The following is a 26635-nucleotide window of genomic DNA, read 5'->3' as shown; positions in this document are numbered from 1 at the left end:
TTTTCGTGATGCGCGATTGTAGCAAAGCTGGCCTTTGCGTCTGTGCCACTTATAATCCATCACCGTCTGCCTATCGCCGACACTTTCCCCGCTATTGAACCGGAGAATCCCATGCTCAAACGCCCTCTGGCGCTCGCCGCCGGCCTCGTGCTGTCCTGCTGTGCCGTTGTCGCCCAGGCCGCTGATACCTTGCGGGTCAGTGCCATCCCCGACGAAGCGCCAACCGAACTGCTGCGCAAATTCGAGCCGCTGGGCAAATACCTGTCCCAGCAACTGGGCATGCAGGTGAAGTTCGTGCCGGTGGCCGACTACCCGGCAGTGGTTGAATCGCTGGCCAGCGACCGCCTGGATCTGGCCTGGCTGGGTGGTTTCACCTTCGTTCAGGTACACCTCAAAGACCCGACCGCCACACCGTTGGTGCAGCGTGAGCAGGACGCCCAGTTCACCTCCAAGTTCATCACCGCCAACCCGGATGTAAAGAGCCTGGCCGACCTCAAGGGCAAGTCCTTCGCCTTCGGTTCGATTTCGTCCACCTCTGGCAGCCTGATGCCGCGCTACTTCATGCTCAAGGAAGACAACATCAAGCCTGAGGGCTACTTCAGCCGCGTGGCCTATTCCGGCGCCCACGACGCAACGGTGGCCTGGGTCCAGGCCGGCAAGGTCGATGGTGGCGTGCTCAACGCCAGCGTCTGGCAGAAGCTGGTCGACGCCGGCAAGGTCGATACCAGCAAGGTCAAGGTGTTTGCCACCACCCCGACCTACTATGACTACAACTGGACCGTGCGCGGCAACATGGACCCGGCGCTCAAAGACAAGATCAAGCAAGCCTTCCTCGCCCTGGACCCTTCGAACCCGGAACACAAGAAGATCCTCGACCTGCAGGCCGCCAGCCGTTTCATCGAAACCAAGCCTGAGAACTATCAGGGCACCGAGCAGGCGGCACGTGAGGCCGGCCTGCTCAAGTGACTATCACGCTGCTCGACGCGGGCCTGCGCCACGGCCAGGTTCGCGCGCTCGACTCCGTCTCTGTGCGTATCACCCAGGGTGAGCGGGTCGCGATCATCGGCCCTTCGGGGGCTGGCAAATCCAGCCTCCTGCACCTGATGGCCACTGCCGTACAGCCCAGCGCAGGGCGCCTGGACGTGTTGGGTGAGCAGCCCTGGGCGTTGTCGGCAAAGGCTCGCCAGCGTCTGCGCGCCAGGGTCGGCCTGGTACATCAGGCACCGCCCCTGCCGCCTCGCCAGCGGGTGGTGACTGCTGTACTGGCCGGCCGTCTGGGCCAGTGGGGTACGCTGCGTTCGTTGCTCAACCTGGTGTACCCCACCGATGTGCAGGGCGCACGCCAGGTGCTGGCCGAGCTGGGCCTGGCGGAAAAGCTGTTCGTCCAGTGCGGGCAGCTTTCCGGCGGCCAGTTGCAGCGCGTCGGCATCGCCCGCGCGTTGTATCAGCGGCCCGAGGTACTGCTGACCGATGAACCGGTTTCAGCAATGGACCCCGTGCTGGCCGAACACAGCCTGGCCCTGCTCAACCGCCATGCCCAAGCCTACGGCGTGACGCTGGTAGCCAGCCTGCATGCAGTGGACCTGGCCTTGGCACATTTCCCGCGGGTTATCGGCATTCGTGAGGGCCGGGTGGCGTTCGACTGCTCTGCCGAGGCTGTGACCGAGCAGATGCTCGATGCGCTCTACGCCAACGAGCAGTTGGGGTCGCCACTGCCCCAGGCCCCGACCCTGGCTGTGCAGATTCCGCGATGCTGAAGGCCAGCGCCCGCGATCCGGCGTTTGTGCCGCGCCTGTTGGTCGCCCTGGTTGCGCTGGCCCTGCTGTGGCCAGGGGCGCAGTTGAGCGAGCTGAACCCGGGCGTGCTGCTGCAAGCGGAAAACCGCCAGCAGATTGCCAGCTTCACCAGCGCCTTCTGGCCGCCGGCGCATGATGGCGAATTTCTCGAACTGCTGTACGAGGCGACCCTGCAGACATTGGCTGTAGCCACTGCCGGCATGGTACTGGCGCTGCTGCTGGCAGTCCCGGCGAGCCTGCTGGCCAGCCGTGCCTTGTCGTTGCGCGCGGCCTCTCGTGGTGGCCGTTCCGGCGCCTGGTCCCGCCTGCTAAGGATGCCGGTGCGCGGGCTGTTGATTTTCCTGCGCAGTGTGCCCGAGATCGTCTGGGCGTTGCTGTTCGTGCGTGCGGTAGGGCTGGGGCCGACGGCGGGGGTGCTGGCCATCGCCATCACCTACAGCGGCATGCTCGGCAAGGTCTATGCCGAAATTTTCGAATCGGTCGACCAGCGCCCGGCGCATGCCCTGCTGCAAGCGGGCAGTGGCCGGCTAACGGCGTTCTTCTACGGCATCCTGCCCAGTGCCGGCACGGAGCTTGTGTCGTACACCGTCTACCGCTGGGAGTGCGCGGTGCGCGCCTCGGTGGTGATGGGTTTCGTTGGTGCCGGGGGCTTGGGGCAGCAGATCGACCTGTCGATGCGCATGTTCGCAGGCGGTGAGGTGGCAAGCATGCTGCTCGCCTTCTTTGGCCTGGTGCTGCTGGCGGACCTGCTCAGCCGCTTCTTGCGGGGACGCTTGGCATGAACCGGGTGATCAATCTGCTGGTGATGGCTGCCCTGGTTGCTGCGGTAATCGCCTCGTTCAGCTATCTGGACCTCGACCTGCAGGCGCTGGTGGGTAACGGCGGGCTGGGGCAGATGGCCGAGTATGCCGGGCGTTTTCTGCATCCGGACGTTACCGCCGAACACCTGCAAGCGGTGGGGCGCGGTGCCCTGGAAACCCTTGCCATGTCCGGGCTGGGTACGCTGCTGGCAATGGTGCTGGGCATGCTGCTGGCATTACCCGCAGCGGGGCGTTTCGGTTGGCCGCTGCAGGCTGCGGCGCGCCTGCTGCTCAATGCCCTGCGTGCCATTCCCGAGCTGGTGTGGGCCGCGTTGATGGTGTTGGCGGCAGGGCTTGGCCCTAACGCCGGGACGCTCGCGTTGGCACTGCATACGGCAGGTGTGCTTGGCCGGTTGTACGCCGAGGCGCTGGAAAATACCCCGGCCGAGCCAGCGGCGGCGATCCGCCTGCAAGGTGGCGGGCAACTGGCGGCGTTCTGCTTCGGCACCTTGCCCAACCTGTGGCCGCAGTTGCTGGCCTACAGCTTGTACCGTTGGGAAAACAACATCCGGATGGCCAGTGTGCTTGGGCTCGTTGGCGCAGGGGGGCTGGGGCAGATGCTCTATACCACCCTGAGCCTGTTCCAGGAGGCCCAGGCCAGCACGGTGATCTTGGCCATGCTGGTGCTGGTGCTGTTGGTGGACGTGTTCAGTGATGTCATGCGCCAGCGTTATGTGCGGGCCTGAACGCGTCAGCCCCTAATTCCCCGCACTGCGCTTCACGCTGCATCGACTCCAGGTTGCGCTCGATGGTCTCGCAAATGGTGTCCATCTGGATCTGGTGTTCACTGAAGCGGAACGGGCTCTGCAGGTCGGTGCCGATCCGCTCGATGGCTAGCAGCATGAACCCGACCACGGTAGACGCCAGTGGTGTGAACCAGCCCAGCGATTCGACCAGGCCCACGGGCACGATCAGGCAGAACAACGAGATGAACAGCCGCGGAAAGTACACGTAAGGGTAGGGCAGTGGTGTATTGGCGATACGTTCCATGCCGCCTTGGGCGTTGGACAGGTCCACCAGCGTCGACTCCAGCCGCGCCAGGCGAATGCTGTCCAGCCGCCCGGCCTTGTACTCGCGGGCGAGCAGGGCTGCCGAACCGCTGAGGATATCGTTGGCGAAATTGTTCGAACGGTTGCGCCGCTCGAACTCCCCGGGCGGGATGAACGCCATCAGTTCGTCGGGGCAGGCTTGGCCTTTGAGGTGCGCCGCCAGGCAATTCACATAGGCGATATGCCGGCGCAACAAGGTGGCCTTGACCGGGTTCAAGCCGTCATCCGGGTCGTCGATCAGCGTCAGCGTCTGCCGAGCGAAGCTGCGTGAACTGTTCACCAGCGCGCCCCACAAGGTGCGCGCCTCCCACCAGCGGTTGTAGGCGCTGCTGTTACGAAAACTCACCAGCACCACCAGCGCCGAACCCAGCAATGTCAGCGGGATCAGCGGCAGGGTGAACTTGCTGTTGAGGAACAGCATGAAATCGATGGTGACCAGCACGTCCCAGATCAGCAGCCAGAACAGCGACCAGCCGATGTAGCCGAAGGTCTTCACCACCAGGCGATACTTGCGGGCGATGATTTCTTTCACGCGGGGAACCTCGACAGGGGGATGCAGGATCGGACGTCGAGGGTCGAATAAGGTTCGGTGGTGGATGTTGCAAGAAGTTTTGATTCCGCCAACGCGACCCTTTTGCCATCCGGCGCCTGCCATGGCAGGTCCCTTTGCATGAGTCGTGCTGGCCTCATCATATGCCAGGCTGAGCAATGTGCCTGAGCTCAGGTTCAATTCAAGGCTTGGCGGCGACCACGACATACCCCTTGACTGCGGCAGGCGCGGCCTTGGGCTTCGTTTTATTGGCCAGATACTGGAACCTGCGCCATTCCTTGTCGATTTCGCTAAACGACATGAACACGCTGATACGTTCTTTGTCGGCAAGGTCCGGGCGGTTGCGCGCATCGATTTCATCTTTGGCGATGAACGCGACATTGATCCCAACGACCTTGCCGTCATCGGCGAACACCGGGCCACCGGACATGCCTTTGACCATCGGGCCATCGTGCACCGAATAGAACACGCTGCCTGGCGTGCCTTCCAGGCGTACCAGTGAAGCCAGGGTTTGGCCTTTGCCCTGCACCGGCATCATCAGGCTGTTGAAGCCGACCGCTGTCACGGACTCGCCCGGCACATACTGGCGCCAGAGCGGCACCCGGGCAGCCTTGTGCTTGAAGAACACCACATCACCCAGGCCTTCATGAACCACGTTGCGCAGGAAGGGGGTGTGCTTGGCGGTTACCGCATAGTCTTCGTTCCACTGGATGGCAGTGGCCATCAGCAACATCGGCAGCGGTGCACCGGAGGTGACCACGAAAGCCTGATCGTAGACGGGGTCTGACACGTAGGACGTTGGCACTCCATTGCACCCACTGAGCAGCATCATTGCTGCCAGGCAGGGCACAGTTGATTTCATGATTTGCACGAGTATTGAGAAATGGGAGCGCGACTATGGCTAAGTGCTATTACGCTATCAATACTTTCTGTGTATATCCGACGAATGACATCTTAGGTGGGGGTGACGGTGCTAGCCAATAGATTCCAAACATGGCTGGAGGGCCTGTGGCCATTGGGGTGGCGTCAAAATCGGCGGGCTGAAAAGGGCTTGCATTGATGGGTGAACTGGCCACAGCTCATTGAGCTGTATTGAGCTGTATTGAGCTGTATTGAGCTGCATTTGCTTGAGCGGATGACGATGCACTGGCCCAGGGTCTTGCTGGTCAAACCACAGGCATAAAAAAACCGACCATAAGGTCGGTTTTTTCCGGATCTTGGTGCCCCGAGGGAGACTCGAACTCCCACTCCTTTCGAAAACGGATTTTGAATCCGCCGCGTCTACCAATTCCGCCATCAGGGCGTGTGGCGCGCAGTATAGAGAGGTGCTTCAGGTCGGTCAATCGGCTTTCATGGTCAATTTTCACGCATTGGGCTAAACTTCCCGGCCCTGCCGAACCCGAACATCATCATGCGCGTCGCCGATTTTTCCTTCGAACTCCCCGATTCCCTGATCGCCCGCCACCCTCTGGCCGAGCGCCATGGCAGCCGACTGCTGGTCCTCGATGGGCCGAGCGGGGCGCTGGCGCACAAGCAATTCACCGATCTGCTCGACTACCTGCGCCCCGGCGACCTGATGGTGTTCAACAACACCAGGGTGATCCCGGCGCGGTTGTTTGGCCAGAAAGCCTCCGGCGGCAAGCTGGAAGTGCTGGTCGAGCGTGTGCTCGACAGCCACCGCGTGCTCGCCCATGTGCGTGCCAGCAAGGCGCCTAAAGAAGGCGCGGTGATCCTTATCGACGGCGGTGGCGAGGCCGAAATGGTTGCGCGCCACGACACGCTGTTCGAACTGCGCTTCACCGAAGAGGTGCTGCCGTTGCTCGAACGTGTCGGGCACATGCCGCTGCCGCCCTACATCGACCGCCCGGACGAGGGCGCCGACCGTGAGCGCTACCAGACCGTGTACGCCGAACGTGCAGGTGCCGTAGCCGCGCCAACCGCTGGCCTTCACTTCGACCAGGCGCTGCTGGACAAGATCGCCGCCAAGGGCGTTGAGCGCGCCTTCGTCACCCTGCATGTGGGTGCTGGCACCTTCCAGCCGGTGCGGGTCGACAAGATCGAAGACCACCACATGCATAAAGAGTGGCTCGAAGTGAGCCAGGATGTGGTCGATGCCATCGAGGCCTGCCGGGCCCGGGGAGGCCGTGTGGTCGCGGTTGGCACCACCAGCGTACGCTCGCTGGAAAGCGCGGCACGCGATGGCGTGCTCAAGGCCTTCAGCGGCGATACCGACATCTTCATCTACCCGGGCCGGCCGTTCCACGTGGTCGATGCCCTGGTCACCAACTTCCACCTGCCGGAGTCCACGCTGCTGATGCTGGTCTCGGCATTCGCCGGTTACCCCGAGACCATGGCTGCCTACGCGGCGGCGGTCGAGCAGGGGTACCGCTTCTTCAGTTACGGTGATGCCATGTTCATCACCCGCAATCCGGCGCCACGCGGCCCAGAGGATCAAGCATGAGTCGCACCTGTCGAATGTCCTTCGAACTGCTGGCCACCGACGGCAAGGCCCGTCGTGGCCGCCTGACCTTCCCCCGTGGCACCGTCGAAACCCCGGCGTTCATGCCGGTGGGTACCTATGGCACGGTCAAGGGCATGCTGCCGCGTGACATCGAGGCCATTGGTGCCGAGATCATCCTTGGCAACACCTTCCACCTGTGGCTGCGCCCAGGCACCGAGGTGATCAAGAAGCACAACGGCCTGCACGATTTCATGCAGTGGAAAGGCCCGATCCTGACTGATTCGGGTGGTTTCCAGGTGTTCAGCCTGGGTGCCATGCGCAAGATCAAGGAAGAGGGCGTGACCTTCGCCTCCCCAGTGGATGGCTCCAAGGTGTTCATGGGCCCGGAAGAGTCCATGCAAGTACAGCGTGACCTGGGTTCGGACATCGTGATGATCTTCGACGAGTGCACACCGTACCCGGCAGAGCACGATGTGGCGCGCACCTCCATGGAACTGTCGCTGCGTTGGGCGCAGCGTTCGAAGAACGCCCACGGGGACAACACTGCGGCGCTGTTCGGCATCGTCCAGGGCGGCATGTATCAGGACTTGCGCATGCGCTCGCTGGAAGCGCTGGTCAATATCGACTTCGACGGCCTGGCCATCGGCGGCCTGTCGGTGGGCGAGCCCAAGCACGAAATGATCAAGGTGCTGGATTACCTGCCGGCCCAGATGCCTGCTGACAAACCTCGTTACCTTATGGGGGTAGGCAAACCGGAAGATCTCGTTGAGGGTGTGCGCCGCGGCGTCGACATGTTCGACTGTGTGATGCCAACGCGTAACGCGCGCAACGGCCATCTGTTCGTCGATACAGGGGTGATCAAGATCCGCAACGCGTTCCATCGCCACGATGATTCGCCGCTGGATCCGACCTGTGATTGCTACACCTGCACGAACTTCTCCCGCGCTTATCTCCATCACCTGGACAAGTGCGGCGAAATGTTGAGCAGCATGCTGAATACCATCCACAACTTGCGCCATTACCAGCGCTTGATGGCCGGTTTACGCGAGGCTATTCAACAGGGTAAATTGGCCGCCTTCGTCGACGCCTTCTATGCCAAGCGCGGGCTGCCTGTGCCGCCTTTGGACTGATTGTTCGCACCATCTAATTAAAACTTAAGCAACTGGAGTGCCTAATGAGCTTCTTGATCCCCGCCGCCTATGCGGACGCTGCTGCACCCGCCGCTGGCCCAGCCGGCACCGGCTTTGAGTGGATTTTCCTGGTCGGTTTCCTGGTCATCTTCTACCTGATGATCTGGCGCCCGCAGGCCAAGCGTGCCAAAGAGCAGAAGAACCTGCTGAGCAACTTGCAAAAAGGTGATGAAGTTGTCACCAACGGCGGCATCGCTGGCAAGATCGTCAAGGTTTCCGATGATTTCGTGGTTCTGGAAGTGTCCGACACTGTCGAGCTGAAGTTCCAGAAGGGCGCCATTGCCGCGACCCTGCCAAAAGGTACGCTCAAGGCTATCTGAGTTACCGGTTTTTTTTCCAGTCGGGGCGCGCAACGCGCCCCGCGTCTTGAACGGGCGGCGTGATGCTGAACAAATACCCTCTGTGGAAATACGCACTGATCGTGTTGGTACTGGCGATCGGTTTTATTTATTCCGCTCCCAACCTCTACCCGGATGACCCGGCGGTGCAGATCAGCGGTGCCAGCTCGGCGCTGCAGGTGAACCAGTCCGACCTCGACCGCGTCAGCAAGGCGCTGACCGAAGCCGGTATCACCGTCAAGGGTGCAAGCCTGGGTGAGAAGGGCAGCGCGCTGGTGCGCCTGACCAATCAGGAAGACCAACTGCCAGCCAAGGATGTAGTGCGCAAGGCACTGGGCGATGATTATGTCGTGGCCCTGAACCTGGCCCAGACCACTCCGCAATGGCTGCGTAACCTGGGTGCAAGCCCGATGAAGCTGGGCCTGGACCTGTCCGGTGGTGTGCACTTCCTGCTGGAAGTGGACATGGACAAGGCCATGAGTGCCCGCATGAAAGTCTACGAAGGCGAGGTCAAGACCTTGCTGCGCAAAGAGCGCGTCCGCTACCGCAGCCTGCCTCAGCAGGATGGCGGCATCATGCTGGGCTTCGCCGACGATGCCACCCGCGAACAGGCACGGGCCCTGATCCGCAAGAATTTCAGTGATTTCGACCTGACCACCAGCGAGCGTAATGAAACCGCCGTGCTGCGTCTGGCGCTGACTCAGGCGAAAGTCGCCGAGATCCGCGAATACTCGATCAAGCAGAACCTCACCACCGTGCGCAACCGCGTCAACGAGCTGGGCGTCGCCGAGCCGCTGGTTCAGCGCCAGGGCGCCAACCGCATCGTGGTCGAACTGCCAGGCGTGCAGGACACTGCCGAAGCCAAACGTATCCTCGGCAAGACGGCCAACCTGGAGTTCCGCTTCGGTGCCGAGCCGGGTGCGTCCAGGGCCACTACCGAGGTCTTCGAGTTCCGTGAGGGTGGCCGTTCCGCCCAGGTCGAGCGTGGCCTGATCATCACCGGTGACCAGGTCACCGACGCCCAGGCCAGCTTCGACGAGCATGGTCGTCCGCAGGTGAACATTCGCCTCGACGGCCACGGTGGCGAGCTGATGAGCCGCGCGACCCGCAGCAACGTCGGGCGCAGCATGGCGGTGATCTTCATCGAGCAGAAGCCGGTCACCCGCTACGTCAAGCAGACGGTCAACGGCGTCGAGAAAGACGTGCCGGTGCAGAGCTTCCTTGAAGAGAAGAAGATCATCAGCCTGGCGACCATCCAGTCGCCGCTGGGCAGCCAGTTCCGCATCACCGGCCTTGACGGCCAGGGTGAATCGTCCGAACTGGCCCTGCTGCTGCGTGCCGGTGGCCTGGCCGCGCCGATGTACTTCGCTGAGGAACGTACCATCGGCCCAAGCCTGGGTGCCGACAACATAACCAAGGGTATCGATGCGTCGCTGTGGGGCATGCTGTTCGTCTCGCTGTTCATCATCGCCATCTACCGCGCGTTCGGTGTGCTGGCCACCATCGCCCTGGCGGGCAACATGGTCTTGCTGCTGGCATTGATGTCGCTGTTGGGTGCCACCCTCACCTTGCCGGGTATCGCCGGTATCGTGCTGACCATGGGTATGGCGGTGGACGCCAACGTACTGATCTTCTCGCGTATCCGTGAAGAGATCGCTGCCGGCATGTCGGTGCAGCGCGCGATTCATGAAGGCTTCAACCGCGCGTATTCGGCGATCGTCGATGCCAACCTGACCACACTGCTGGTCGGCGGCATCCTCTTTGCCATGGGTACCGGGCCGGTCAAGGGCTTTGCCGTCACCATGTCCCTCGGGATTTTCACCTCGATGTTCACCGCCATCATGATGACCCGTGCGCTGGTCAACCTGACCTGTGGCGGGCGTGACATCAAGAAGCTGTGGGTTTGAGGGAGCGACGATGAAAACCATCAATTTCATGGGCGTGCGCAATGTTGCGTTCGCCGTAACCGTGCTCCTTACCGTGCTGGCATTGTTCAGCTGGTGGCAGAAGGGCCTGAACTTCGGCCTGGACTTCACCGGCGGTACGCTGATCGAGCTGACCTACGAGCGCCCGGCCGACCTGAATGCAGTGCGCGCCGAGCTGGTCGAATCCGGCTTCAACGAAGCCGTGGTACAGAGCTTCGGTGCTACCACCGACCTGCTGGTGCGCATGCCTGGCGATGACCCGATGCTGGGTAACAAGGTGGCCGAAGCCCTGCAGAAGATTGGCGGTGACAACCCGGCGACGGTCAAGCGCGTCGAGTTCGTCGGCCCGCAGGTGGGTGAAGAACTGCGTGACCAGGGAGGCCTCGGCATGCTCCTGGCGCTGGGCGGCATCCTCATCTACCTGGCCTTCCGCTTCCAGTGGAAGTTCGCCGTGGGCGCGATCATCTCGCTGATCCACGACGTGGTGGTGACGCTGGGTATCCTGTCGTTCTTCCAGATCACCTTCGACCTGACGGTGCTGGCTGCGGTGCTGGCGATCATCGGCTACTCGCTCAACGACACCATCGTGGTGTTCGACCGGGTGCGTGAGAACTTCCGCGTGATGCGCAAGGCTTCGCTGATCGAGAACATCAATATCTCGACCACACAGACCTTGCTGCGCACCGTAGCCACTTCCGTTTCGACTCTGCTGGCAATCGCTGCGCTGCTGTTCTTCGGCGGTGACAACCTGTTCGGCTTCTCCCTGGCCCTGTTCATCGGTGTCATGGCGGGTACCTACTCCTCGATCTACATCGCCAACGTGGTGCTGATCTGGCTGAACCTGAACAGCGAAGACCTGATTCCGCCGGCCAAGACCGACGGTGTGGATGATCGTCCTTAAGGCATAGCCCTAGCCGTTCGGCGATCGAAAAGGCGCGAGTGTTGAACTCGCGCCTTTTTTTTTGCTCCAAGGCTGGGAGCAGGCGGGTTTACCCCGCGGGTATGAATCAGGAGGTTCAAGTGAATAAATCAATGCTGGTGGGTGCGGTACTGGGTGCTGTCGGTGTTACTGCCGGAGGTGCTGTGGCGACCTACAGCTTGGTGAACAAAGGCCCCGAATACGCCCAGGTCACCGACGTGCAGCCGATCAAGCAGCAGGTGAAAACCCCTCGCGAAGTGTGCAAGGACGTGGCCGTGACGCGTCAGGCGCCGGTCAAGGACCAGCATCAGATTGCCGGTACCGTTGTTGGCGCTTTGGCGGGCGGCTTGCTGGGTAACCAGATCGGTGGTGGCACTGGCAAGAAGATCGCCACCGTGGCCGGTGCGGTCGGTGGTGGTTATGCCGGCAACAAGGTGCAGGAGGGCATGCAGGAGCGTGATACCTATACCACTACGCAGACCCGTTGCAATACGGTCAACGATGTCAGTGAGAAGGTCGTTGGTTACAACGTGACCTACTCGATCGGTGACCAGGTCGGCAAGGTGAAGATGGATCGCGAGCCGGGCTCGACCATCCCGCTGGACAAGAACGGCAAGCTGATCCTGAGTGAAGCCGGGCAGCAATAATCTTGCAGGCACAAAAAAAGCACCTCGCCGGTGCTTTTTTTGTGCCTGCAATCTGCGCTTAGCGCTTCATGTGCTCTGGCAGGTGCGGCTGGATAGCGGTCAGCACGGCCTTGAAGCACTTGATGTTGCCGGCAACGATGTGGCCCTTGTCGAGGAAGTCGTGGCCACCGTTGAAGTCGCTCACCAGGCCGCCTGCTTCCTGGATCAGCAGCACACCGGCTGCCATGTCCCACTCGGACAGGCCCGACTCCCAGAAGGCGTCGAAACGGCCGGCGGCCACGTAGGCCAGGTCCAGGCTGGCGGAGCCGGCGCGGCGGATGCCGGCAGTCTGGCCAGTCAGGGCGCGGAACATGCCCAGGTAGTTGTCCAGGTCGGCCATCTGGCTGTCACGGAACGGGAAGCCGGTGCCCAGGAGGGCGCCGTCCAGGCTGGTGCGCGAGCTGACGCGCAGGCGACGGCCATTGAGCTGGGCGCCACGGCCACGGCTGGCGGTGAACTCTTCCTGGCGTACCGGGTCGAGAACGACGGCGTGTTCAATGCGGCCACGGTATTTGCAGGCAATGCTGACGGCGAAGTGCGGGATGCCGCGCAGGAAGTTGGTGGTACCGTCCAGTGGGTCGATGATCCACAGGTAGTCCTTGCCTTCTTCGCCGGTGCCCGCGTGCATGCCCGTCTCTTCACCCTGAATGGAGTGGTTCGGGTAGGCCTTGCGCAGTGCGTCGACGATCTTCTGCTCGGCGGCGCGATCAACCTCGGAAACGTAGTCCTTAGCCTCTTTCTCGTCCACCTTGATGCTATCCAGGCGTTCGATGGAGCGGAAAATCAGTTCACTGGCGCTGCGAGCGGCGCGCAGGGCGATATTCAGCATAGGCTGCATGGGCGGGTCACCTGGAGATGTTAAAGAAGAAAGCCGAACATTCTAGCAGAAAAGTTTGGCGGCAGAAGTGTCACATTTGCTTTCATGGCGTTACGCTGGTCGGTTCTGTAAGATCGAACCCCCAAAACCCGCATCTGTGAGCACAACACCTTGCTGCAAAATATTCGTGTTGTTCTGGTCAATACCAGCCACCCCGGCAACATCGGCGGCGCTGCGCGAGCCATGAAAAACATGGGCTTGTCGCGTCTGGTGCTGGTGCAGCCAAAAGAGTTCCCCGCCGCAGACGCCAGTGCGCGTGCTTCCGGTGCCGACGATGTGCTGGCCGGTGCCCAGGTGGTCGACAGCCTCGAGCAAGCGTTGGTCGGCTGCAGCCTGGTCATGGGCACCAGTGCCCGTGAGCGCAGTATTCCCTGGCCGTTGATCGACCCCCGTGAATGCGGGGCCAAGGCCGTGGAGCATGCCGTCGGCGGTGAGGAGATCGCCTTGGTGTTCGGGCGTGAGCACGCCGGCCTGACCAACGAAGAACTGCAGCGATGTCACTTTCACGTGCACATTCCCTCGAACCCCGACTTCAGCTCGTTGAACCTGGCCGCTGCGGTCCAGGTGCTCGCCTATGAGGTGCGCATGGCCTGGCTGGCGGTTGAAGGCACGGCGCAGAGAGTCGAAAAGGTCGACGCCAGCGAGCTGGCGACCATGGACGAAATGGAGCTGTTCTATGAACACCTGGAAAAAACCCTGGTGGACATCGGCTTCCTTGACCCCGAAAAGCCCAAGCACCTGATGGCGCGCCTGCGCCGGCTGTATGGGCGCAGCTCGGTGGAACGTCCGGAAATGAGCATTTTGCGCGGTATCCTCACCGAGACCCAGAAGGTCGCACGGGGCGAGCCGCATAAAAGGAAGGACTGACAGATGTTCGAACGTCTGCGTGAAGATATCCAGAGCGTTTTCCATCGGGACCCGGCGGCACGCAATGCCTTCGAGGTGCTGACCTGCTACCCGGGCATGCATGCCATCTGGCTGCATCGCCTGGGCAATGCCTTGTGGAAGCGCGATTTCAAATGGCTGGCTCGCCTGGTGTCGAATTTTGGCCGCTGGATGACTGGTATCGAGATCCATCCCGGTGCGACCATCGGCAGGCGCTTCTTCATCGATCACGGCATGGGTATCGTGATCGGCGAAACCGCCGAGATCGGCGACGACGTCACTCTTTACCAAGGCGTGACCCTGGGTGGCACCAGCTGGAACAAGGGCAAGCGTCACCCGACCCTGGAAAACGGCGTAGTGGTGGGGGCAGGGGCCAAAGTGCTCGGCCCGTTCACCGTCGGTGCCGGGGCCAAGATCGGCTCCAATGCAGTGGTGACCAAGGCGGTGCCGGCAGGTGCCACGGCGGTCGGCATTCCAGGGCGGATCATCGTCAAGAGCGAAGACAGCGAAGTCGAGGCCAGGCGCAAGGCCATGGCCGAAAAGATCGGCTTCGATGCCTATGGCGTCAGTGGCGACATGCCTGACCCGGTGGCGCGTGCCATCGGCCAGATGCTCGACCACCTGCAGGCTGTCGACGAGCGGCTGGAAGGCATGTGTGGCGCATTGACCAAAATGGGCAGTGACTACTGCGCCAAAGAGCTGCCGGCCCTGCCCGAAGATGACTTCAGCGAGATATCGGCAGTTGCCCCGCGCGACGCTCGGTCGCATTGATCGCGCCGCAGGGAGGTCATACTGGCATGTGGGGCGTGTGCTCACGCCCCTTTGCTGCTACAATCGCGCCCGCCTCCCAGATGCAAACCCGACTAAAGCAGTAGGTCTAATAGTTGACTTAAATGCTCGGGAATAGCATACTCGCTCACATCCTGTAACTCCCGTGGTAACCATTAGCCATGCGACTGACTACCAAAGGCCGATACGCCGTGACAGCCATGCTTGACCTGGCCTTGCACGCGCAGCATGGGCCTGTGTCTTTGGCCGACATTTCCGAGCGCCAGGGCATTTCCCTCTCTTATCTGGAGCAGCTGTTCGCCAAGCTGCGCCGCAGCAGCCTGGTATCCAGCGTGCGCGGCCCAGGCGGTGGTTACCAGCTGTCCCGTGGCATGGAAACCATCCAGGTTGCCCAAGTCATCGACGCGGTCAACGAGTCGGTCGATGCCACCCGTTGCCAGGGCCTTGGGGATTGTCATGCCGGTGACACCTGCCTGACCCACCACCTGTGGTGCGACCTCAGCCAGCAGATCCACGAATTCCTCAACGGCATCAGCCTGGCCGACCTCGTCATGCGCCGTGAGGTGCAGGAAGTCGCCCAACGCCAGGACCTGCGTCGTGTCGCAGGCCGTTCTGCCCAGCTGGACAAGATTGAGACGTCCGCCGTCGACTGACCTTTATTAACAGTGCGACGAGCGACGCCACCGCCTGATAGGAGATACTCAATGAAGTTGCCGATCTACCTCGATTACTCCGCGACCACGCCGGTCGATCCCCGTGTCGCCCAGAAGATGGCCGACTGCCTGCTGGTCGACGGTAACTTCGGTAACCCGGCTTCGCGCTCCCACGTGTTTGGCTGGAAAGCCGAGGAAGCGGTCGAAAACGGCCGTCGCCAGGTTGCCGAGCTGATCAACGCCGACCCGCGCGAGATCGTCTGGACCAGCGGTGCTACCGAGTCCGACAACCTCGCCATCAAAGGCGTGGCGCACTTCTATCAGTCCAAAGGCAAGCACATCATCACCTCCAAGATCGAGCACAAGGCGGTCCTGGATACCGCTCGCCAGCTCGAGCGTGAAGGTTTCGAAGTCACCTACCTCGAGCCAGGCGAAGACGGCATCGTCACCCCGGCCCAGGTCGAGGCGGTGCTGCGTGACGACACCATTCTGGTCTCGCTGATGCACGTCAACAACGAAGTCGGCTCGATCAACGACATCGCCGCCATCGGTGAACTGACCCGTTCGCGCGGCGTGTTGTTCCACGTTGACGCCGCCCAGTCGGCCGGCAAGGTGGAAATCGACCTGCAAAAGCTGAAAGTCGACCTGATGTCGTTCTCCGCGCACAAGGCCTACGGCCCGAAAGGCATTGGCGCGCTGTACGTCAGCCGCAAGCCTCGCGTGCGTCTGGAAGCGATCATCCATGGCGGTGGCCATGAGCGCGGCATGCGTTCGGGCACCCTGCCGACCCACCAGATCGTCGGCATGGGCGAAGCATTCGCCATTGCCAAGCAGGAAATGGCCGCTGAAAACCAGCGCATCAAGGCCCTGAGCGACCGCTTCTTCAAGCAGGTCTCGGACCTCGAAGAGCTGTATGTCAACGGTAGCCAGACTGCCCGCGTACCGCACAACCTGAACCTGAGCTTCAACTATGTCGAAGGCGAGTCGCTGCTGATGTCGCTCAAGGACATCGCGGTATCGTCCGGTTCGGCCTGCACCTCCGCTTCGCTCGAGCCGTCGTATGTACTGCGCGCTCTGGGCCGTAACGACGAGCTGGCGCACAGCTCGATCCGCTTCTCCTTCGGCCGCTTCACCACCGAAGAAGAAGTCGACTACGCCGCGCAGAAAGTCTGCGAGGCTGTAAACAAACTGCGTGAGCTGTCGCCGCTGTGGGACATGTACAAAGACGGCGTTGACATCTCCAAGATCGAGTGGGCCGCCCACTAAGCAGTCGCCGGCAAGAGCGGCTCCCTGATGAGGAAGGAATTGCACCATGGCATACAGTGAAAAGGTCATCGACCACTACGAAAACCCACGTAACGTCGGCAAGATGAATGCCGAGGACCCGGATGTCGGTACCGGCATGGTCGGCGCCCCAGCGTGCGGTGACGTGATGCGTCTGCAGATCAAGGTCAACGAGCAAGGCATCATCGAAGATGCCAAGTTCAAGACTTACGGCTGCGGTTCGGCCATCGCTTCCAGCTCCCTCGCCACCGAGTGGATGAAGGGCAAGACCCTGGACGAAGCTGAAACCATCAAGAACACTCAGCTGGCTGAAGAACTGGCGTTGCCGCCGGTCAAGATCCACTGCTCGGTACTCGCCGAGGATGCCATCAAGGCAGCCGTTCGCGATTACAAGCAGAAGAAAGGCTTGATCTAAGTCGCCTGTTGCGAAGTAACCGACGTTGAGGAAAAAGTACCGATGGCTATCAGCATGACAGAAGCCGCCGCCAACCACGTGCGGCGTTCCCTCGAAGGGCGCGGCAAGGGCGAGGGCATCCGCCTGGGCGTGCGCACCACCGGTTGCTCGGGCCTGGCCTACGTGCTGGAGTTCGTCGATGAACTGGCGGACGAGGACACCGTGTTCGAGAACCATGGCGTCAAGGTGATCATCGATCCCAAGAGCCTGGTTTACCTTGACGGCACTGAGCTGGATTTCGTCAAGGAAGGGTTGAACGAAGGCTTCAAGTTCAACAACCCCAACGTACGCGGTGAGTGTGGCTGCGGCGAAAGCTTCAACGTCTGAGGCTGGCTGTGGGTACTCCTTGTCATTTCGCTCTGTTCGACCTCCAGCCGTGCTTCCGGTTGGACCTCGACAAGCTGGCCACTCGCTATCGCGAGCTGGCCCGCGAGGTTCATCCTGACCGCTTCGCCGACGCTTCCGAGCGTGAGCAGCGGGTAGCGCTGGAAAAATCCGCCGCCCTCAACGACGCCTACCAGACCCTGCGCAGTGCCCCGCGCCGTGCACGCTATTTGCTGGCCATCGGTGGCCACGAGGTGCCTCAGGAAGTCACGGTCCACGACCCTGACTTCCTGCTGCAGCAAATGCAGTGGCGCGAGGAACTCGAAGAGCTGCAGGACGAAGCCGACCTCGACGGTGTCGCCGTGTTCAAGAAGCGCCTGAGGGCTGCTCAGGAACAGCTCAACGAGGATTTTGCCGCCTGCTGGGATGTGCCTGCCGAGCGCGACAAGGCCGAGCGCCTGATGCGCCGCATGCAGTTCCTCGACAAGCTCGCCCAGGAAGTGCGCCAACTAGAAGAGCGCCTCGACGATTAACCCGGCGTTGCCCGTGATGACGCCTAAGGTATTCAGATAAGCATGGCCCTACTGCAGATCGCCGAACCCGGTCAAACCCCCCAGCCGCACCAGCGTCGCCTGGCGGTGGGCATTGACTTGGGTACTACCAATTCTCTGGTCGCTGCCCTGCGCAGCGGTCGCAGTGAACCCCTGCCCGATGCGCAGGGCAACGTCATTCTGCCCTCCGCAGTGCGCTATCTGGCGGGCCACAATGAGGTCGGCCTGGCAGCGCGTGAAGCTGCCGCCAGCGACCCGCTGAACACCGTGCTGTCGGTCAAGCGCCTGATGGGGCGTGGCCTGGCCGACGTCAAGCAACTGGGTGAACAGCTGCCGTATCGCTTCATTGGCGGCGAGTCGCACATGCCGTTCATCGATACTGTCCAGGGGCCGAAGAGCCCGGTGGAAGTGTCCGCCGATATCCTCAAGGTGCTGCGCGAGCGCGCCGAGGCGACCTTGGGCGGCGAGCTGGTGGGCGCGGTGATCACCGTGCCGGCCTATTTCGACGATGCCCAGCGTCAGGCGACCAAGGACGCAGCCAAACTGGCTGGGCTGAGCGTACTGCGCCTGCTCAATGAGCCGACCGCTGCTGCCGTGGCCTATGGCCTGGACCAGAATGCCGAAGGCCTGGTGGCCATCTATGACCTGGGCGGCGGTACGTTCGATATTTCCATCCTGCGCCTGACTGCAGGTGTGTTCGAAGTGCTTGCCACCGGTGGTGACACCGCCCTGGGGGGCGATGACTTCGATCACGCCATTGCCAGCTGGATCATCGAGCAGGCCGGCCTGTCCGCCGACCTCGACCCTGCTACCCAGCGCCAGCTGCTCCAGGCCGCCTGCGCCGCCAAGGAGGCCCTGACCGACACCGACGTGGTCAGTGTTCGCCATGGCGCCTGGCAGGGCGAGCTCAGCCGCGCCGCTTTCGAGGCCATGATCGAGCCGCTGATTGCCCGTAGCCTCAAGGCCTGCCGCCGCGCCGTGCGCGACAGTGGCGTCGAGCTGGATGAAGTGGGTGCGGTGGTCATGGTGGGTGGTTCGACCCGCGTACCGCGTGTGCGTGAAGCAGTAGGTACGCTGTTCGGCCGTACCCCGCTGACCTCGATCGACCCCGACCAGGTGGTAGCCATCGGCGCCGCCATCCAGGCTGACACCCTGGCCGGCAACCGCCGCGAAGGCGGTGAACTGCTGCTGCTCGACGTCATTCCGCTGTCCCTTGGTCTTGAGACCATGGGGGGGTTGATGGAAAAGGTGATCCCGCGCAACACCACCATTCCGGTGGCCCGCGCGCAGGAATTCACCACATATAAAGATGGCCAGTCGGCCATGATGATTCACGTTCTGCAGGGTGAGCGCGAGCTGATCAGCGACTGCCGTTCGCTGGCGCGTTTCGAGCTGCGTGGTATTCCGGCCATGGTTGCCGGTGCTGCGAAAATCCGCGTGACCTTCCAGGTCGATGCCGACGGTTTGCTCAGCGTCGCGGCCCGTGAGCTGGGTTCCGGCGTAGAAGCCAGTATCCAGGTCAAGCCGTCCTACGGCCTGACCGACGGTGAGATCGCACGCATGCTCAAGGACTCCTTCGAGCACGCAGGCTCCGACAAGCAGGCGCGTCAGCTTCGTGAACACCAGGTCGACGGCGAGCGCCTGCTTGAAGCTGTCCAGGGAGCCCTGGATGCTGATGGCGAGCGACTGCTCAGCAGTGAAGAGCGCGAAGCCATCGAGTTCCAGATGCAAGAACTACGTGATTTGCTGACCGGCACCGATGGCCCTGCCATCGAGCAACAGACCAAGCGTTTGTCGCAGGTGACCGATGCATTTGCCGCCCGTCGCCTTGATTCGACGGTCAAAGCCGCACTGGCCGGGCGCAACCTGAATGAGATCGAGGAGTAACCGATGCCGCTGGTGACATTCCTGCCGCATGAGAAGTTCTGCCCAGAGGGGCTGAGCGTGGAGGTCGAGCCCGGGACCAATATCCTGGAGCTGGCCCACGACCATCACATCGAGATGGAAAGCGCCTGCGGTGGCGTAAAGGCCTGCACCACCTGCCACTGCATCGTGCGCAAGGGTTTCGACTCGCTTGAAGAAGCGGACGAACTCGAAGAGGACATGCTGGACAAGGCCTGGGGCCTGGAGGCGCAATCGCGTCTCGGCTGCCAGGTGGTCGTCGGTGATCAGGACCTGACCATCGAGATCCCCAAATACTCGCTCAACCACGCTGCCGAAGCGCCCCACTGAGGATTTTTCAATGAGTCTGAAATGGGTTGATGTACTTGAGATCGCTATCCAGCTTGCAGAAAGCAAGCCGGAAGTCGATCCTCGTTATGTGAATTTCGTCGATCTGCATCGCTGGGTGCTGGCCTTGCCAGAATTCAGCGACGATCCGTCACGCGGCGGTGAGAAAGTGCTCGAGGCCATCCAGGCGGCCTGGATAGACGAAGCCGACTAAGCGTGGCGCTGCAGGTTAGGCAATCCCCTGGAACCCGCGTATAATTCGCGGGTTTAATTTTTCGCAACACTCATATTCTGGAGTTTTCCATGGCTGTTCAACGTACTTTCTCGATCATCAAGCCTGACGCAGTTGCCAAAAACGTCATCGGCAAGATCACCACTCGCTTCGAAGACGCCGGCCTGAAAATCGTTGCTTCGAAAATCAAGCAACTGTCCAAAGCCGAAGCCGAAGGTTTCTACGCTGAGCACAGCGAGCGCGGCTTCTTCGGTGACCTGGTTGCCTTCATGACTTCCGGCCCGGTTGTCGTTCAGGTTCTGGAAGGCGAAAACGCCATCGCTCTGAACCGTGAGCTGATGGGCGCCACCAACCCTAAAGAAGCTGCTGCCGGCACCATCCGTGCTGACTTCGCCGAGTCGATCGACGCCAACGCCGTTCACGGTTCGGACTCCGAAGCTGCTGCTGCTCGCGAAATCGCTTACTTCTTCGCTGCTACCGAGGTAACCACTCGCTAAGCGAAAGCTTACGGGTGAGGGTGAATCCATGACGACATCTACTGGCAAAATCAACCTGTTGGGCCTGACCCAGCCGGAAATGGAACAATTCTTCGACTCTATCGGGGAGAAGCGCTTCCGTGCCGGCCAGGTGATGAAATGGATTCACCATTTTGGCGTCGATGATTTCGCCGCCATGACGAACGTCGGCAAGGCCTTGCGCGAAAAGCTCGAGGCTGTTGCCGAAATTCGTCCTCCGGAAGTGGTCAGTGAAGACATTTCCGCAGACGGCACCCGCAAATGGGTGATCCGCGTTGCCTCCGGCAGCTGCGTCGAGACCGTCTACATCCCAACCGACGATCGCGGCACTCTCTGCGTTTCGTCGCAAGCCGGCTGCGCCCTGGACTGCAGTTTCTGCTCCACCGGCAAGCAAGGCTTCAACAGCAACCTCACCGCCGCCGAAGTGATCGGCCAGGTGTGGCTTGCCAACAAATCCTTCGGGACCGTCCCGGCCAAGATCGACCGCGCGATTACCAACGTGGTCATGATGGGCATGGGCGAGCCTCTGCTGAATTTCGACAATGTCATCGCTGCCATGAAGATCATGATGGATGATCTGGGCTATGGCATTTCCAAGCGTCGCGTCACCTTGTCCACCTCCGGCGTGGTACCGATGATCGACGAACTGGCCAAGCACATCGACGTGTCCCTGGCCCTGTCGCTGCATGCGCCGAACGACGAGCTGCGCAACCAGCTGGTGCCGATCAACAAGAAGTACCCGCTGAAGATGTTGCTGGAGTCGTGCATGGGCTACATGGCCACCTTGGGTGGCAAGCGCGTGCTGACGGTCGAGTACACCCTGCTCAAGGACGTCAACGACCAGCCCGAGCATGCCGCGCAGATGATCGAACTGCTGCGCGATGTACCGTGCAAGATCAACCTGATCCCGTTCAACCCGTTCCCGCATTCCGGTTACGAGCGCCCTAGCAACAACGCTATTCGCCGCTTCCAGGACTTGCTGCACCACGGTGGCTTCAACGTCACCACCCGTACCACCCGTGGCGATGACATCGATGCCGCCTGTGGCCAGCTGGTCGGCCAGGTCAATGACCGTACCCGCCGCAGCGAGCGCTACATCGCCGTACGTCAGCTGTCTGCCGACGCCGAGCTGCAAGACAGCGCCGTGCGCCACTGAGTCCGGGCCCGCCATGAGCCTGCGCGCCGCGCTGTCGATCCTTGCGCTTTCGCTGCTGGCCGGCTGCGTGTCGGGTGGTGCGAATGACCCACTGGCAACTCGACAGGGGCGAGTGGAGGCGGGGCGTGCCTATGTGCAGCTTGGGCTTGGCTATTTGCAACAAGGTTTGACCGAGCAGGCCAAGGCTCCGTTGGGCAAGGCACTGGTGCTCGATGCCAAGGATGGCGATGCTCACGCAGCCTTGGCCCTGGTGTTTCAGGCCGAAGGTGAAGCTGCGCTGGCTGAGGAACACTTCAAGAAAGCGTTGTCGGCAAGCCCCGGCGACACGCGAATTCGCAACAATTACGGCAGTTTCCTATATGCTCAGCAGCGTTTTGCCGAAGCCGAGCAGATGTTTCGCCTGGCCAGCGCCGATACCCTGTATCCTGAACGTTCGCGCGTCTACGAGAACCTTGGCCTGACAGCCCTGAAACTCGGCAACCGTGACCAGGCGCAGGCGTATCTGAGCAAGGCCCTGCAACTCAACCAGCGGCAACCCAGGGCGTTGCTGGAAATGGCTGAGTTGTCCTACGAAAACAGGCATTATGTGCCGGCACGGGGTTTCTACGATCGTTTCAGCCAGTTGAGCGATCACAATGCCCGTAGCCTCCTGCTGGGTAGCCGTCTTGCCCGGGTGTTCGACGAGCAAGGCACACAGGCCGAACTGGGCCAGCAATTACAACGACTTTATCCCGGTACGCCGGAATATCAGCAATACCTGTCGGAGCAACGATGAAAGCCGCGCATCCCGAAGTAGCAGCAGCGACTGGCCAGAACCCCGGTGAATTGTTGCGCCAGGCCCGCGAAAGACGGGAGTGGTCGCAAGCCGAGGTGGCCCGCAAGCTCAACCTCACCGTAAGTTCGCTGAACCACGTGGAAACCGGTGCCTTCGACAAGCTGCCAGGGCATACCTTCGCCCGTGGCTACATCCGTGCCTATGCCAAGCTGATGGACATGGACCAGGCGCCGCTGGTCGAGGCCTTCGACCAGTACACCGGCACCCATGCCAAGGGCAGCGACGTACATTCACTGGGCCGCATCGAAGAGCCGGTGCGCCTTTCGCACAACATCCTGCGCGGTGTCAGCCTGTTGCTGCTGGTTGCGGTGGTCGGTGGCAGCTTCCTGTGGTGGCAGGACCAGGGCAGCCTGCGCGGCAAGGACCTGGCCAATATCGCCCTGGAGCATGTCGAGGTCGAAAGCGCCGACGGTACCACCCAGATCCACCCGCTGGATGAGCCTGAAGACCAGGCTGTTACCTTAGGCCAGCAGGGCGAAAGCGCGCCGCTGCCGCTGGAGCAGGCACCTGCCGAGCCGGTTGCCGAGGCCAGCAGCGAGGCCGCCCCGGCTGCCGCAGCAGCCGCGCCGGTCCAGCAGGCGCCTGCACAGGCTGAAGCGCCTGCGCCGACAACGGCAGCACCTGCTGCACCAGCCACGCCAGCCGCCACCGTAGCCCAGGCCGCCCCTGTGGCGCCTGCCGCCAGCGTGCCGGCCATTGCCACCGAGCCTGCCGCCGTGCCGGCCGGCAGCGCCAAGGTTGCAATCCAGTTCACCGCCGATTGCTGGACCCAGGTGTCCGATGGCAACGGCAAGGTGCTGTTCAGCGCCATCAAGCGCAAGGGCGACAACCTCGAGCTGACCGGCAAGCCGCCGTTCGCGGTGCGCCTGGGCTTTGCCCGCGGCGCCCAGGTCAGCTACAACGGCCAGGCCGTCGATGTTGCCCCGTTCACCAGTGGCGAAACCGCTCGCCTGAAGTTGGGACAGTAAGTCATGCACGGCGAATCTCCGATCAAACGTCGCGAATCCCGCAAAATCTGGGTCGGCAATGTGCCGGTGGGTGGTGATGCCCCCATCGCGGTGCAGAGCATGACCAACACCGACACCAATGATGTCGCCGCCACCGTTGGCCAGATCCAGCGCCTGGTCGATGCGGGGGTCGACATCGTCCGTGTTTCGGTACCGGACATGGACGCCGCCGAGGCGTTCGGCAAAATCAAGCAACTGGTCAGCGTACCGCTGGTCGCCGACATCCACTTCGACTACAAGATCGCGTTGCGCGTGGCCGAACTGGGCGTCGACTGCCTGCGTATCAACCCGGGCAACATCGGCCGTGAGGACCGTGTTCGTGCTGTGGTCGATGCCGCTCGTGACCGTGGCATCCCGATCCGTATCGGTGTCAACGCAGGCTCCCTGGAAAAGGACCTGCAGAAGAAATATGGCGAGCCGACCCCGGCGGCGCTGGTCGAATCTGCACTGCGCCATGTCGAGCACCTCGACCGCCTGGATTTCCAGGACTTCAAGGTCAGCGTCAAGGCCTCCGACGTGTTCATGGCCGTCGAAGCCTATCGCTTGCTGGCCAAGCAGATCATCCAGCCGCTGCACCTGGGCATCACCGAGGCCGGTGGGCTGCGCTCCGGCACGGTGAAATCCGCCGTCGGCCTCGGTATGCTGCTGGCCGAAGGCATCGGCGATACCATCCGCATTTCGCTGGCGGCCGACCCGGTCGAGGAAGTGAAGGTCGGCTACGACATCCTCAAGTCGCTGCACCTGCGTTCGCGTGGCATCAACTTCATCGCCTGCCCGAGCTGCTCGCGGCAGAACTTCGATGTGGTCAAGACCATGAACGAACTGGAAGGGCGCCTGGAAGACCTGCTGGTACCGCTGGACGTGGCGGTGATCGGTTGTGTGGTCAACGGCCCTGGCGAAGCGAAGGAAGCCCACGTTGGCCTGACCGGCGGCACGCCGAACCTGATCTACATCGACGGCAAGCCGGCGCAGAAACTGACCAATGACAACCTGGTCGATGAGCTGGAAAAGCTCATCCGCCAGAAAGCGGCCGAAAAGGTCGAGGCCGACGCGGCGCTGATCGCCCGCGGCTGATACACAGATTCGTAAGGACTTTTCGTGAGCAAATCGCTGCAAGCCATCCGTGGCATGAACGACATCCTGCCAGAGCAGTCGCCGCTGTGGCGCTACTTCGAAGGCACCGTCGCCGGGCTGCTGGACACCTATGGGTACAGCCAGATCCGCACGCCGATCGTCGAGTTCACCGAGCTGTTCAAGCGCTCCATCGGTGAAGTCACCGACATCGTCGAAAAAGAGATGTACACCTTCGAGGACCGCAACGGCGATTCGCTGACCCTGCGCCCTGAAGGCACCGCTGCCTGCGTACGTGCAGTGCTCGAGCACGGCATCACTGGCAACGGCCAGGTGCAGAAGCTGTGGTACATCGGCCAGATGTTCCGCCACGAGCGCCCGCAGAAGGGCCGCTACCGTCAGTTCCACCAGATTGGCGTCGAGGTGTTCAACCTGGACGGCCCGGACATCGATGCCGAGCTGATCATGCTGACCTGGCGTCTGTGGGGCCTGCTGGGCATCCAGGATGCGGTCAAGCTCGAGCTGAACAGCCTGGGCACCAGCGAGGCCCGCGCCCGCTACCGCGACGCGCTGGTCGAGTTCCTCTCGGCGCGCCTGGAACAACTCGACGAAGACAGCCAGCGCCGCCTCAAGAGCAATCCGCTGCGCATCCTCGACAGCAAGGACCCGAACACCCAGGCGGTGCTGGTCGGCGCGCCGAAGCTGGAAGACTACCTCGACGAAGACTCCCGCGTGCACTTCGAGGGCCTCAAGGCCCGTCTGGATGCCGCCGGCATTCCGTTTGTGATCAACACCAAGCTGGTGCGTGGCCTGGACTACTACAGCAAGACCGTGTTCGAGTGGGTCACCGACAAGCTCGGCGCCCAGGGCACCGTCTGTGCAGGCGGCCGCTACGATGGCCTGGTCGAGCAGATGGGTGGCAAACCGACCACCGGCGTTGGTTTCGCCATGGGTATCGAGCGCCTGATCCTGCTGCTGGAGACCCTGGGCAAGGTACCGGCGTCCATCAACCGTCAGATCGATGTCTACCTGTGCGCCTTCGGCGAGCAGGCGGAGCTGGCTGGCCTGCGCTTGTCCGAGAGCCTGCGCGACCGGCTGCCGGGCCTGCGCCTGGCGGTCAACGCCGGTGGCGGCAGCTTCAAGAGCCAGTTCAAGAAAGCCGACAAGAGCGGCGCGTTGTTCGCCCTGATCCTGGGTGACGATGAGCTGGCCAAGCAAGAGATTGGCCTCAAGCCCCTGCGTGGTCAGGGCGAACAACAGAACATTGCCTGGGATGCTCTGGCTGAGCACCTGGAAACCGCGATCGCTCAGGCGTAACGCGGTTCAACAAGCGAATAGGCGAAAAGGAGTATTGGGGTGTCGAGTACCGATGATGATGACCTGGCAGGGGTCAAGGACTGGTGGAACCGTAACGGCAAGCCACTGCTGACCGGTGCGCTGCTGGCTGGCGTAGTGGTGTTGGGCTGGAACACGTGGCACAAGTACCAGGACAACCAGTCGCAAGGCGCATCGCAGCTGTATCAGGCCCTGCTTGAAACCAGCCTGACGCCAAGCGGGCAGCCGGACGCGACCAAGGTCGCGGAGCTGTCCGGCAAGCTCAAGAGCGAGTTCGGTGGTACCGCCTACGCCCAGTACGGCAGCCTGTTCGTGGCCAAGGTCGCGGTTGAGAGCGGCAAGCTCGACGACGCCGCTGCCGAGCTCAAGAATGTGCTCGACAAGCCTGCTGACGACACCCTGGGCGAAATTTCGCGCCAGCGCCTGGCACGCGTGCTCGCGGCCCAGGACAAGGCTGAAGATGCGCTCAAGCTGCTCGACGGCGACGCCGACAAGGCGTTTTTGGCCAGCCGTGAAGAATTGAAGGGCGACCTGCTGGTGCAGTTGGGTCGTGCCGACGATGCCCACAGCGCTTATGAAAAAGCCAAGGCCGCGCTGTCCGATGAGGCGGCGGTCGGTGGCTTGCAACTGAAGCTGGATGACTTGGCCAAAGGGGACGCGTGAC

At 62.0% G+C, this 26635-nt stretch carries 30 protein-coding genes and 1 tRNA gene; 27 read left to right on the top strand and 4 right to left on the bottom strand.

Features of this window, described 5'->3' with window-relative positions; translation table 11 throughout:
- Positions 1–111 precede the first annotated feature (111 nt).
- From JOE27_RS12280 to phnE, 4 genes are read left to right on the top strand one after another with little or no spacing between them, the layout of a single operon-like run.
- Complete coding sequence (locus JOE27_RS12280; protein ID WP_012316169.1) at positions 112–966, top strand: putative selenate ABC transporter substrate-binding protein; 855 nt, start codon at positions 112–114, stop codon at positions 964–966.
- On the top strand, positions 963–1757 hold the full coding sequence (locus JOE27_RS12275; RefSeq protein ID WP_046784493.1) for an ATP-binding cassette domain-containing protein: 795 nt from the start codon (positions 963–965) through the stop codon (positions 1755–1757). The genes JOE27_RS12280 and JOE27_RS12275 overlap by 4 nt, the downstream gene beginning before the upstream one ends.
- Positions 1751–2578, top strand: a complete 828-nt coding sequence (locus JOE27_RS12270) for an ABC transporter permease (RefSeq protein WP_012316167.1) — start codon at positions 1751–1753, stop codon at positions 2576–2578. The genes JOE27_RS12275 and JOE27_RS12270 overlap by 7 nt, the downstream gene beginning before the upstream one ends.
- On the top strand, positions 2575–3342 hold the full coding sequence (phnE, locus tag JOE27_RS12265) for a phosphonate ABC transporter, permease protein PhnE (protein WP_204918842.1): 768 nt from the start codon (positions 2575–2577) through the stop codon (positions 3340–3342). The genes JOE27_RS12270 and phnE overlap by 4 nt, the downstream gene beginning before the upstream one ends.
- On the opposite strand, the gene JOE27_RS12260 is transcribed toward phnE, so the two are convergent.
- The 3 genes from JOE27_RS12260 to JOE27_RS12250 form a co-directional block, all read right to left on the bottom strand.
- The gene (locus JOE27_RS12260) at positions 3314–4237 is read right to left on the bottom strand and encodes a bestrophin family ion channel (RefSeq protein WP_046784491.1); all 924 of its coding nucleotides are present in this window, start codon (positions 4235–4237) and stop codon (positions 3314–3316) included. The two genes, phnE and JOE27_RS12260, sit on opposite strands and share 29 nt — an antisense overlap.
- A 199-nt stretch (positions 4238–4436) precedes the next feature.
- Complete coding sequence (locus JOE27_RS12255) at positions 4437–5084, bottom strand: trypsin-like peptidase domain-containing protein (protein ID WP_042112114.1); 648 nt, start codon at positions 5082–5084, stop codon at positions 4437–4439.
- A gap of 389 nt (positions 5085–5473) precedes the next feature.
- Positions 5474–5558, bottom strand: a tRNA-Leu gene (locus JOE27_RS12250).
- Positions 5559–5666: 108 nt separating this feature from the next.
- On the opposite strand from JOE27_RS12250, the gene queA reads away from it, so the two are divergent.
- From queA to JOE27_RS12220, 6 genes are all read left to right on the top strand, one after another.
- The gene (gene queA, locus JOE27_RS12245; protein WP_039602792.1) at positions 5667–6716 is read left to right on the top strand and encodes a tRNA preQ1(34) S-adenosylmethionine ribosyltransferase-isomerase QueA; all 1050 of its coding nucleotides are present in this window, start codon (positions 5667–5669) and stop codon (positions 6714–6716) included.
- 14 nt (positions 6717–6730) lie between these two features.
- Positions 6731–7846: a tRNA guanosine(34) transglycosylase Tgt gene (tgt, locus tag JOE27_RS12240; RefSeq protein WP_162144435.1), complete on the top strand. Its 1116-nt coding sequence runs from the start codon at positions 6731–6733 to the stop codon at positions 7844–7846.
- Between the two features lie 44 nt (positions 7847–7890).
- Positions 7891–8226, top strand: coding sequence for a preprotein translocase subunit YajC (gene yajC / locus JOE27_RS12235; RefSeq protein ID WP_008092587.1), 336 nt, complete (start codon positions 7891–7893; stop codon positions 8224–8226).
- A gap of 62 nt (positions 8227–8288) precedes the next feature.
- Positions 8289–10151 carry a protein translocase subunit SecD gene (gene secD, locus JOE27_RS12230; RefSeq protein WP_119687744.1) on the top strand — a complete coding sequence of 621 codons (1863 nt, stop codon included), beginning with the start codon at positions 8289–8291 and terminating at the stop codon, positions 10149–10151.
- A 10-nt stretch (positions 10152–10161) separates the two neighbouring features.
- Positions 10162–11070: a protein translocase subunit SecF gene (gene secF, locus JOE27_RS12225; protein WP_115273917.1), complete on the top strand. Its 909-nt coding sequence runs from the start codon at positions 10162–10164 to the stop codon at positions 11068–11070.
- A 119-nt stretch (positions 11071–11189) separates the two neighbouring features.
- The gene (locus JOE27_RS12220; protein WP_046784487.1) at positions 11190–11735 is read left to right on the top strand and encodes a glycine zipper 2TM domain-containing protein; all 546 of its coding nucleotides are present in this window, start codon (positions 11190–11192) and stop codon (positions 11733–11735) included.
- Positions 11736–11793: 58 nt separating this feature from the next.
- Here JOE27_RS12220 and suhB read toward each other — a convergent pair whose 3' ends face one another.
- The gene (gene suhB, locus JOE27_RS12215) at positions 11794–12612 is read right to left on the bottom strand and encodes an inositol-phosphate phosphatase (RefSeq protein ID WP_012316148.1); all 819 of its coding nucleotides are present in this window, start codon (positions 12610–12612) and stop codon (positions 11794–11796) included.
- A gap of 150 nt (positions 12613–12762) precedes the next feature.
- Between suhB and trmJ the strand changes: the two genes are divergently transcribed.
- From trmJ to JOE27_RS12130, 17 genes are all read left to right on the top strand, one after another.
- Positions 12763–13518 carry a tRNA (cytosine(32)/uridine(32)-2'-O)-methyltransferase TrmJ gene (trmJ, locus tag JOE27_RS12210; protein ID WP_115273918.1) on the top strand — a complete coding sequence of 252 codons (756 nt, stop codon included), beginning with the start codon at positions 12763–12765 and terminating at the stop codon, positions 13516–13518.
- A gap of 3 nt (positions 13519–13521) precedes the next feature.
- Positions 13522–14307 (top strand): serine O-acetyltransferase, encoded by a 786-nt coding sequence (cysE, locus tag JOE27_RS12205; RefSeq protein ID WP_046784485.1) that lies wholly within the window; start codon positions 13522–13524, stop codon positions 14305–14307.
- Between the two features lie 179 nt (positions 14308–14486).
- On the top strand, positions 14487–14978 hold the full coding sequence (gene iscR / locus JOE27_RS12200; RefSeq protein WP_046784484.1) for a Fe-S cluster assembly transcriptional regulator IscR: 492 nt from the start codon (positions 14487–14489) through the stop codon (positions 14976–14978).
- Positions 14979–15029: 51 nt separating this feature from the next.
- The gene (locus JOE27_RS12195; RefSeq protein WP_012316144.1) at positions 15030–16244 is read left to right on the top strand and encodes an IscS subfamily cysteine desulfurase; all 1215 of its coding nucleotides are present in this window, start codon (positions 15030–15032) and stop codon (positions 16242–16244) included.
- A gap of 46 nt (positions 16245–16290) precedes the next feature.
- Entirely contained in the window at positions 16291–16677 is a 387-nt protein-coding gene (gene iscU, locus JOE27_RS12190; RefSeq protein ID WP_007929523.1) for a Fe-S cluster assembly scaffold IscU, read from the top strand.
- Positions 16678–16719: 42 nt separating this feature from the next.
- A complete protein-coding gene (gene iscA, locus JOE27_RS12185) occupies positions 16720–17043 on the top strand; it encodes an iron-sulfur cluster assembly protein IscA (RefSeq protein WP_008092567.1) in 324 nt (107 codons plus the stop codon).
- An 8-nt stretch (positions 17044–17051) separates the two neighbouring features.
- Complete coding sequence (hscB, locus tag JOE27_RS12180) at positions 17052–17573, top strand: co-chaperone HscB (RefSeq protein ID WP_046784483.1); 522 nt, start codon at positions 17052–17054, stop codon at positions 17571–17573.
- A gap of 42 nt (positions 17574–17615) precedes the next feature.
- On the top strand, positions 17616–19478 hold the full coding sequence (hscA, locus tag JOE27_RS12175; RefSeq protein WP_115273919.1) for a Fe-S protein assembly chaperone HscA: 1863 nt from the start codon (positions 17616–17618) through the stop codon (positions 19476–19478).
- Between the two features lie 3 nt (positions 19479–19481).
- A complete protein-coding gene (gene fdx, locus JOE27_RS12170; protein WP_039604293.1) occupies positions 19482–19823 on the top strand; it encodes an ISC system 2Fe-2S type ferredoxin in 342 nt (113 codons plus the stop codon).
- A gap of 10 nt (positions 19824–19833) precedes the next feature.
- Complete coding sequence (gene iscX, locus JOE27_RS12165; protein ID WP_003248529.1) at positions 19834–20034, top strand: Fe-S cluster assembly protein IscX; 201 nt, start codon at positions 19834–19836, stop codon at positions 20032–20034.
- 89 nt (positions 20035–20123) lie between these two features.
- On the top strand, positions 20124–20549 hold the full coding sequence (gene ndk / locus JOE27_RS12160) for a nucleoside-diphosphate kinase (RefSeq protein ID WP_033701183.1): 426 nt from the start codon (positions 20124–20126) through the stop codon (positions 20547–20549).
- A gap of 28 nt (positions 20550–20577) precedes the next feature.
- Entirely contained in the window at positions 20578–21723 is a 1146-nt protein-coding gene (gene rlmN, locus JOE27_RS12155; RefSeq protein WP_012316139.1) for a 23S rRNA (adenine(2503)-C(2))-methyltransferase RlmN, read from the top strand.
- A 13-nt stretch (positions 21724–21736) separates the two neighbouring features.
- Positions 21737–22498, top strand: coding sequence for a type IV pilus biogenesis/stability protein PilW (gene pilW, locus JOE27_RS12150; RefSeq protein ID WP_046784481.1), 762 nt, complete (start codon positions 21737–21739; stop codon positions 22496–22498).
- Positions 22495–23526 carry a RodZ domain-containing protein gene (locus tag JOE27_RS12145; protein ID WP_115273920.1) on the top strand — a complete coding sequence of 344 codons (1032 nt, stop codon included), beginning with the start codon at positions 22495–22497 and terminating at the stop codon, positions 23524–23526. The genes pilW and JOE27_RS12145 overlap by 4 nt, the downstream gene beginning before the upstream one ends.
- Positions 23527–23529: 3 nt before the next feature.
- Positions 23530–24639, top strand: a complete 1110-nt coding sequence (gene ispG, locus JOE27_RS12140; RefSeq protein ID WP_012316136.1) for a flavodoxin-dependent (E)-4-hydroxy-3-methylbut-2-enyl-diphosphate synthase — start codon at positions 23530–23532, stop codon at positions 24637–24639.
- 24 nt (positions 24640–24663) lie between these two features.
- A complete protein-coding gene (gene hisS / locus JOE27_RS12135; RefSeq protein WP_012316135.1) occupies positions 24664–25953 on the top strand; it encodes a histidine--tRNA ligase in 1290 nt (429 codons plus the stop codon).
- 39 nt (positions 25954–25992) lie between these two features.
- A complete protein-coding gene (locus tag JOE27_RS12130; RefSeq protein ID WP_039602044.1) occupies positions 25993–26634 on the top strand; it encodes a tetratricopeptide repeat protein in 642 nt (213 codons plus the stop codon).
- Position 26635: the final 1 nt, after the last annotated feature.

The sequence above is a fragment of the Pseudomonas sp. M5 genome, from assembly GCF_016907075.1.
Classification (GTDB): Bacteria; Pseudomonadota; Gammaproteobacteria; order Pseudomonadales; family Pseudomonadaceae; genus Aquipseudomonas; species Aquipseudomonas putida_E.
This window is presented reverse-complemented; position numbering and strand designations above follow the sequence as displayed.

Bases quoted from the DNA above. Each gene is read 5' to 3' on its own strand.
- ispG (WP_012316136.1), top strand. From the start codon at position 23,530: ATGCACGGCGAATCTCCGATCAAACGTCGCGAATCCCGCAAAATCTGG.
- rlmN (WP_012316139.1), top strand. From the start codon at position 20,578: ATGACGACATCTACTGGCAAAATCAACCTGTTGGGCCTGACCCAGCCG.
- iscR (WP_046784484.1), top strand. From the start codon at position 14,487: ATGCGACTGACTACCAAAGGCCGATACGCCGTGACAGCCATGCTTGAC.
- hscA (WP_115273919.1), top strand. From the start codon at position 17,616: ATGGCCCTACTGCAGATCGCCGAACCCGGTCAAACCCCCCAGCCGCAC.
- iscA (WP_008092567.1), top strand. From the start codon at position 16,720: ATGGCTATCAGCATGACAGAAGCCGCCGCCAACCACGTGCGGCGTTCC.
- fdx (WP_039604293.1), top strand. From the start codon at position 19,482: ATGCCGCTGGTGACATTCCTGCCGCATGAGAAGTTCTGCCCAGAGGGG.
- suhB (WP_012316148.1), bottom strand. From the start codon at position 12,612: ATGCAGCCTATGCTGAATATCGCCCTGCGCGCCGCTCGCAGCGCCAGT.
- JOE27_RS12270 (WP_012316167.1), top strand. From the start codon at position 1,751: ATGCTGAAGGCCAGCGCCCGCGATCCGGCGTTTGTGCCGCGCCTGTTG.
- secD (WP_119687744.1), top strand. From the start codon at position 8,289: ATGCTGAACAAATACCCTCTGTGGAAATACGCACTGATCGTGTTGGTA.
- queA (WP_039602792.1), top strand. From the start codon at position 5,667: ATGCGCGTCGCCGATTTTTCCTTCGAACTCCCCGATTCCCTGATCGCC.
- iscU (WP_007929523.1), top strand. From the start codon at position 16,291: ATGGCATACAGTGAAAAGGTCATCGACCACTACGAAAACCCACGTAAC.
- cysE (WP_046784485.1), top strand. From the start codon at position 13,522: ATGTTCGAACGTCTGCGTGAAGATATCCAGAGCGTTTTCCATCGGGAC.
- phnE (WP_204918842.1), top strand. From the start codon at position 2,575: ATGAACCGGGTGATCAATCTGCTGGTGATGGCTGCCCTGGTTGCTGCG.
- JOE27_RS12195 (WP_012316144.1), top strand. From the start codon at position 15,030: ATGAAGTTGCCGATCTACCTCGATTACTCCGCGACCACGCCGGTCGAT.
- tgt (WP_162144435.1), top strand. From the start codon at position 6,731: ATGTCCTTCGAACTGCTGGCCACCGACGGCAAGGCCCGTCGTGGCCGC.
- JOE27_RS12145 (WP_115273920.1), top strand. From the start codon at position 22,495: ATGAAAGCCGCGCATCCCGAAGTAGCAGCAGCGACTGGCCAGAACCCC.
- iscX (WP_003248529.1), top strand. From the start codon at position 19,834: ATGAGTCTGAAATGGGTTGATGTACTTGAGATCGCTATCCAGCTTGCA.
- secF (WP_115273917.1), top strand. From the start codon at position 10,162: ATGAAAACCATCAATTTCATGGGCGTGCGCAATGTTGCGTTCGCCGTA.
- pilW (WP_046784481.1), top strand. From the start codon at position 21,737: ATGAGCCTGCGCGCCGCGCTGTCGATCCTTGCGCTTTCGCTGCTGGCC.
- JOE27_RS12280 (WP_012316169.1), top strand. From the start codon at position 112: ATGCTCAAACGCCCTCTGGCGCTCGCCGCCGGCCTCGTGCTGTCCTGC.
- JOE27_RS12255 (WP_042112114.1), bottom strand. From the start codon at position 5,084: ATGCTGCTCAGTGGGTGCAATGGAGTGCCAACGTCCTACGTGTCAGAC.
- ndk (WP_033701183.1), top strand. From the start codon at position 20,124: ATGGCTGTTCAACGTACTTTCTCGATCATCAAGCCTGACGCAGTTGCC.
- yajC (WP_008092587.1), top strand. From the start codon at position 7,891: ATGAGCTTCTTGATCCCCGCCGCCTATGCGGACGCTGCTGCACCCGCC.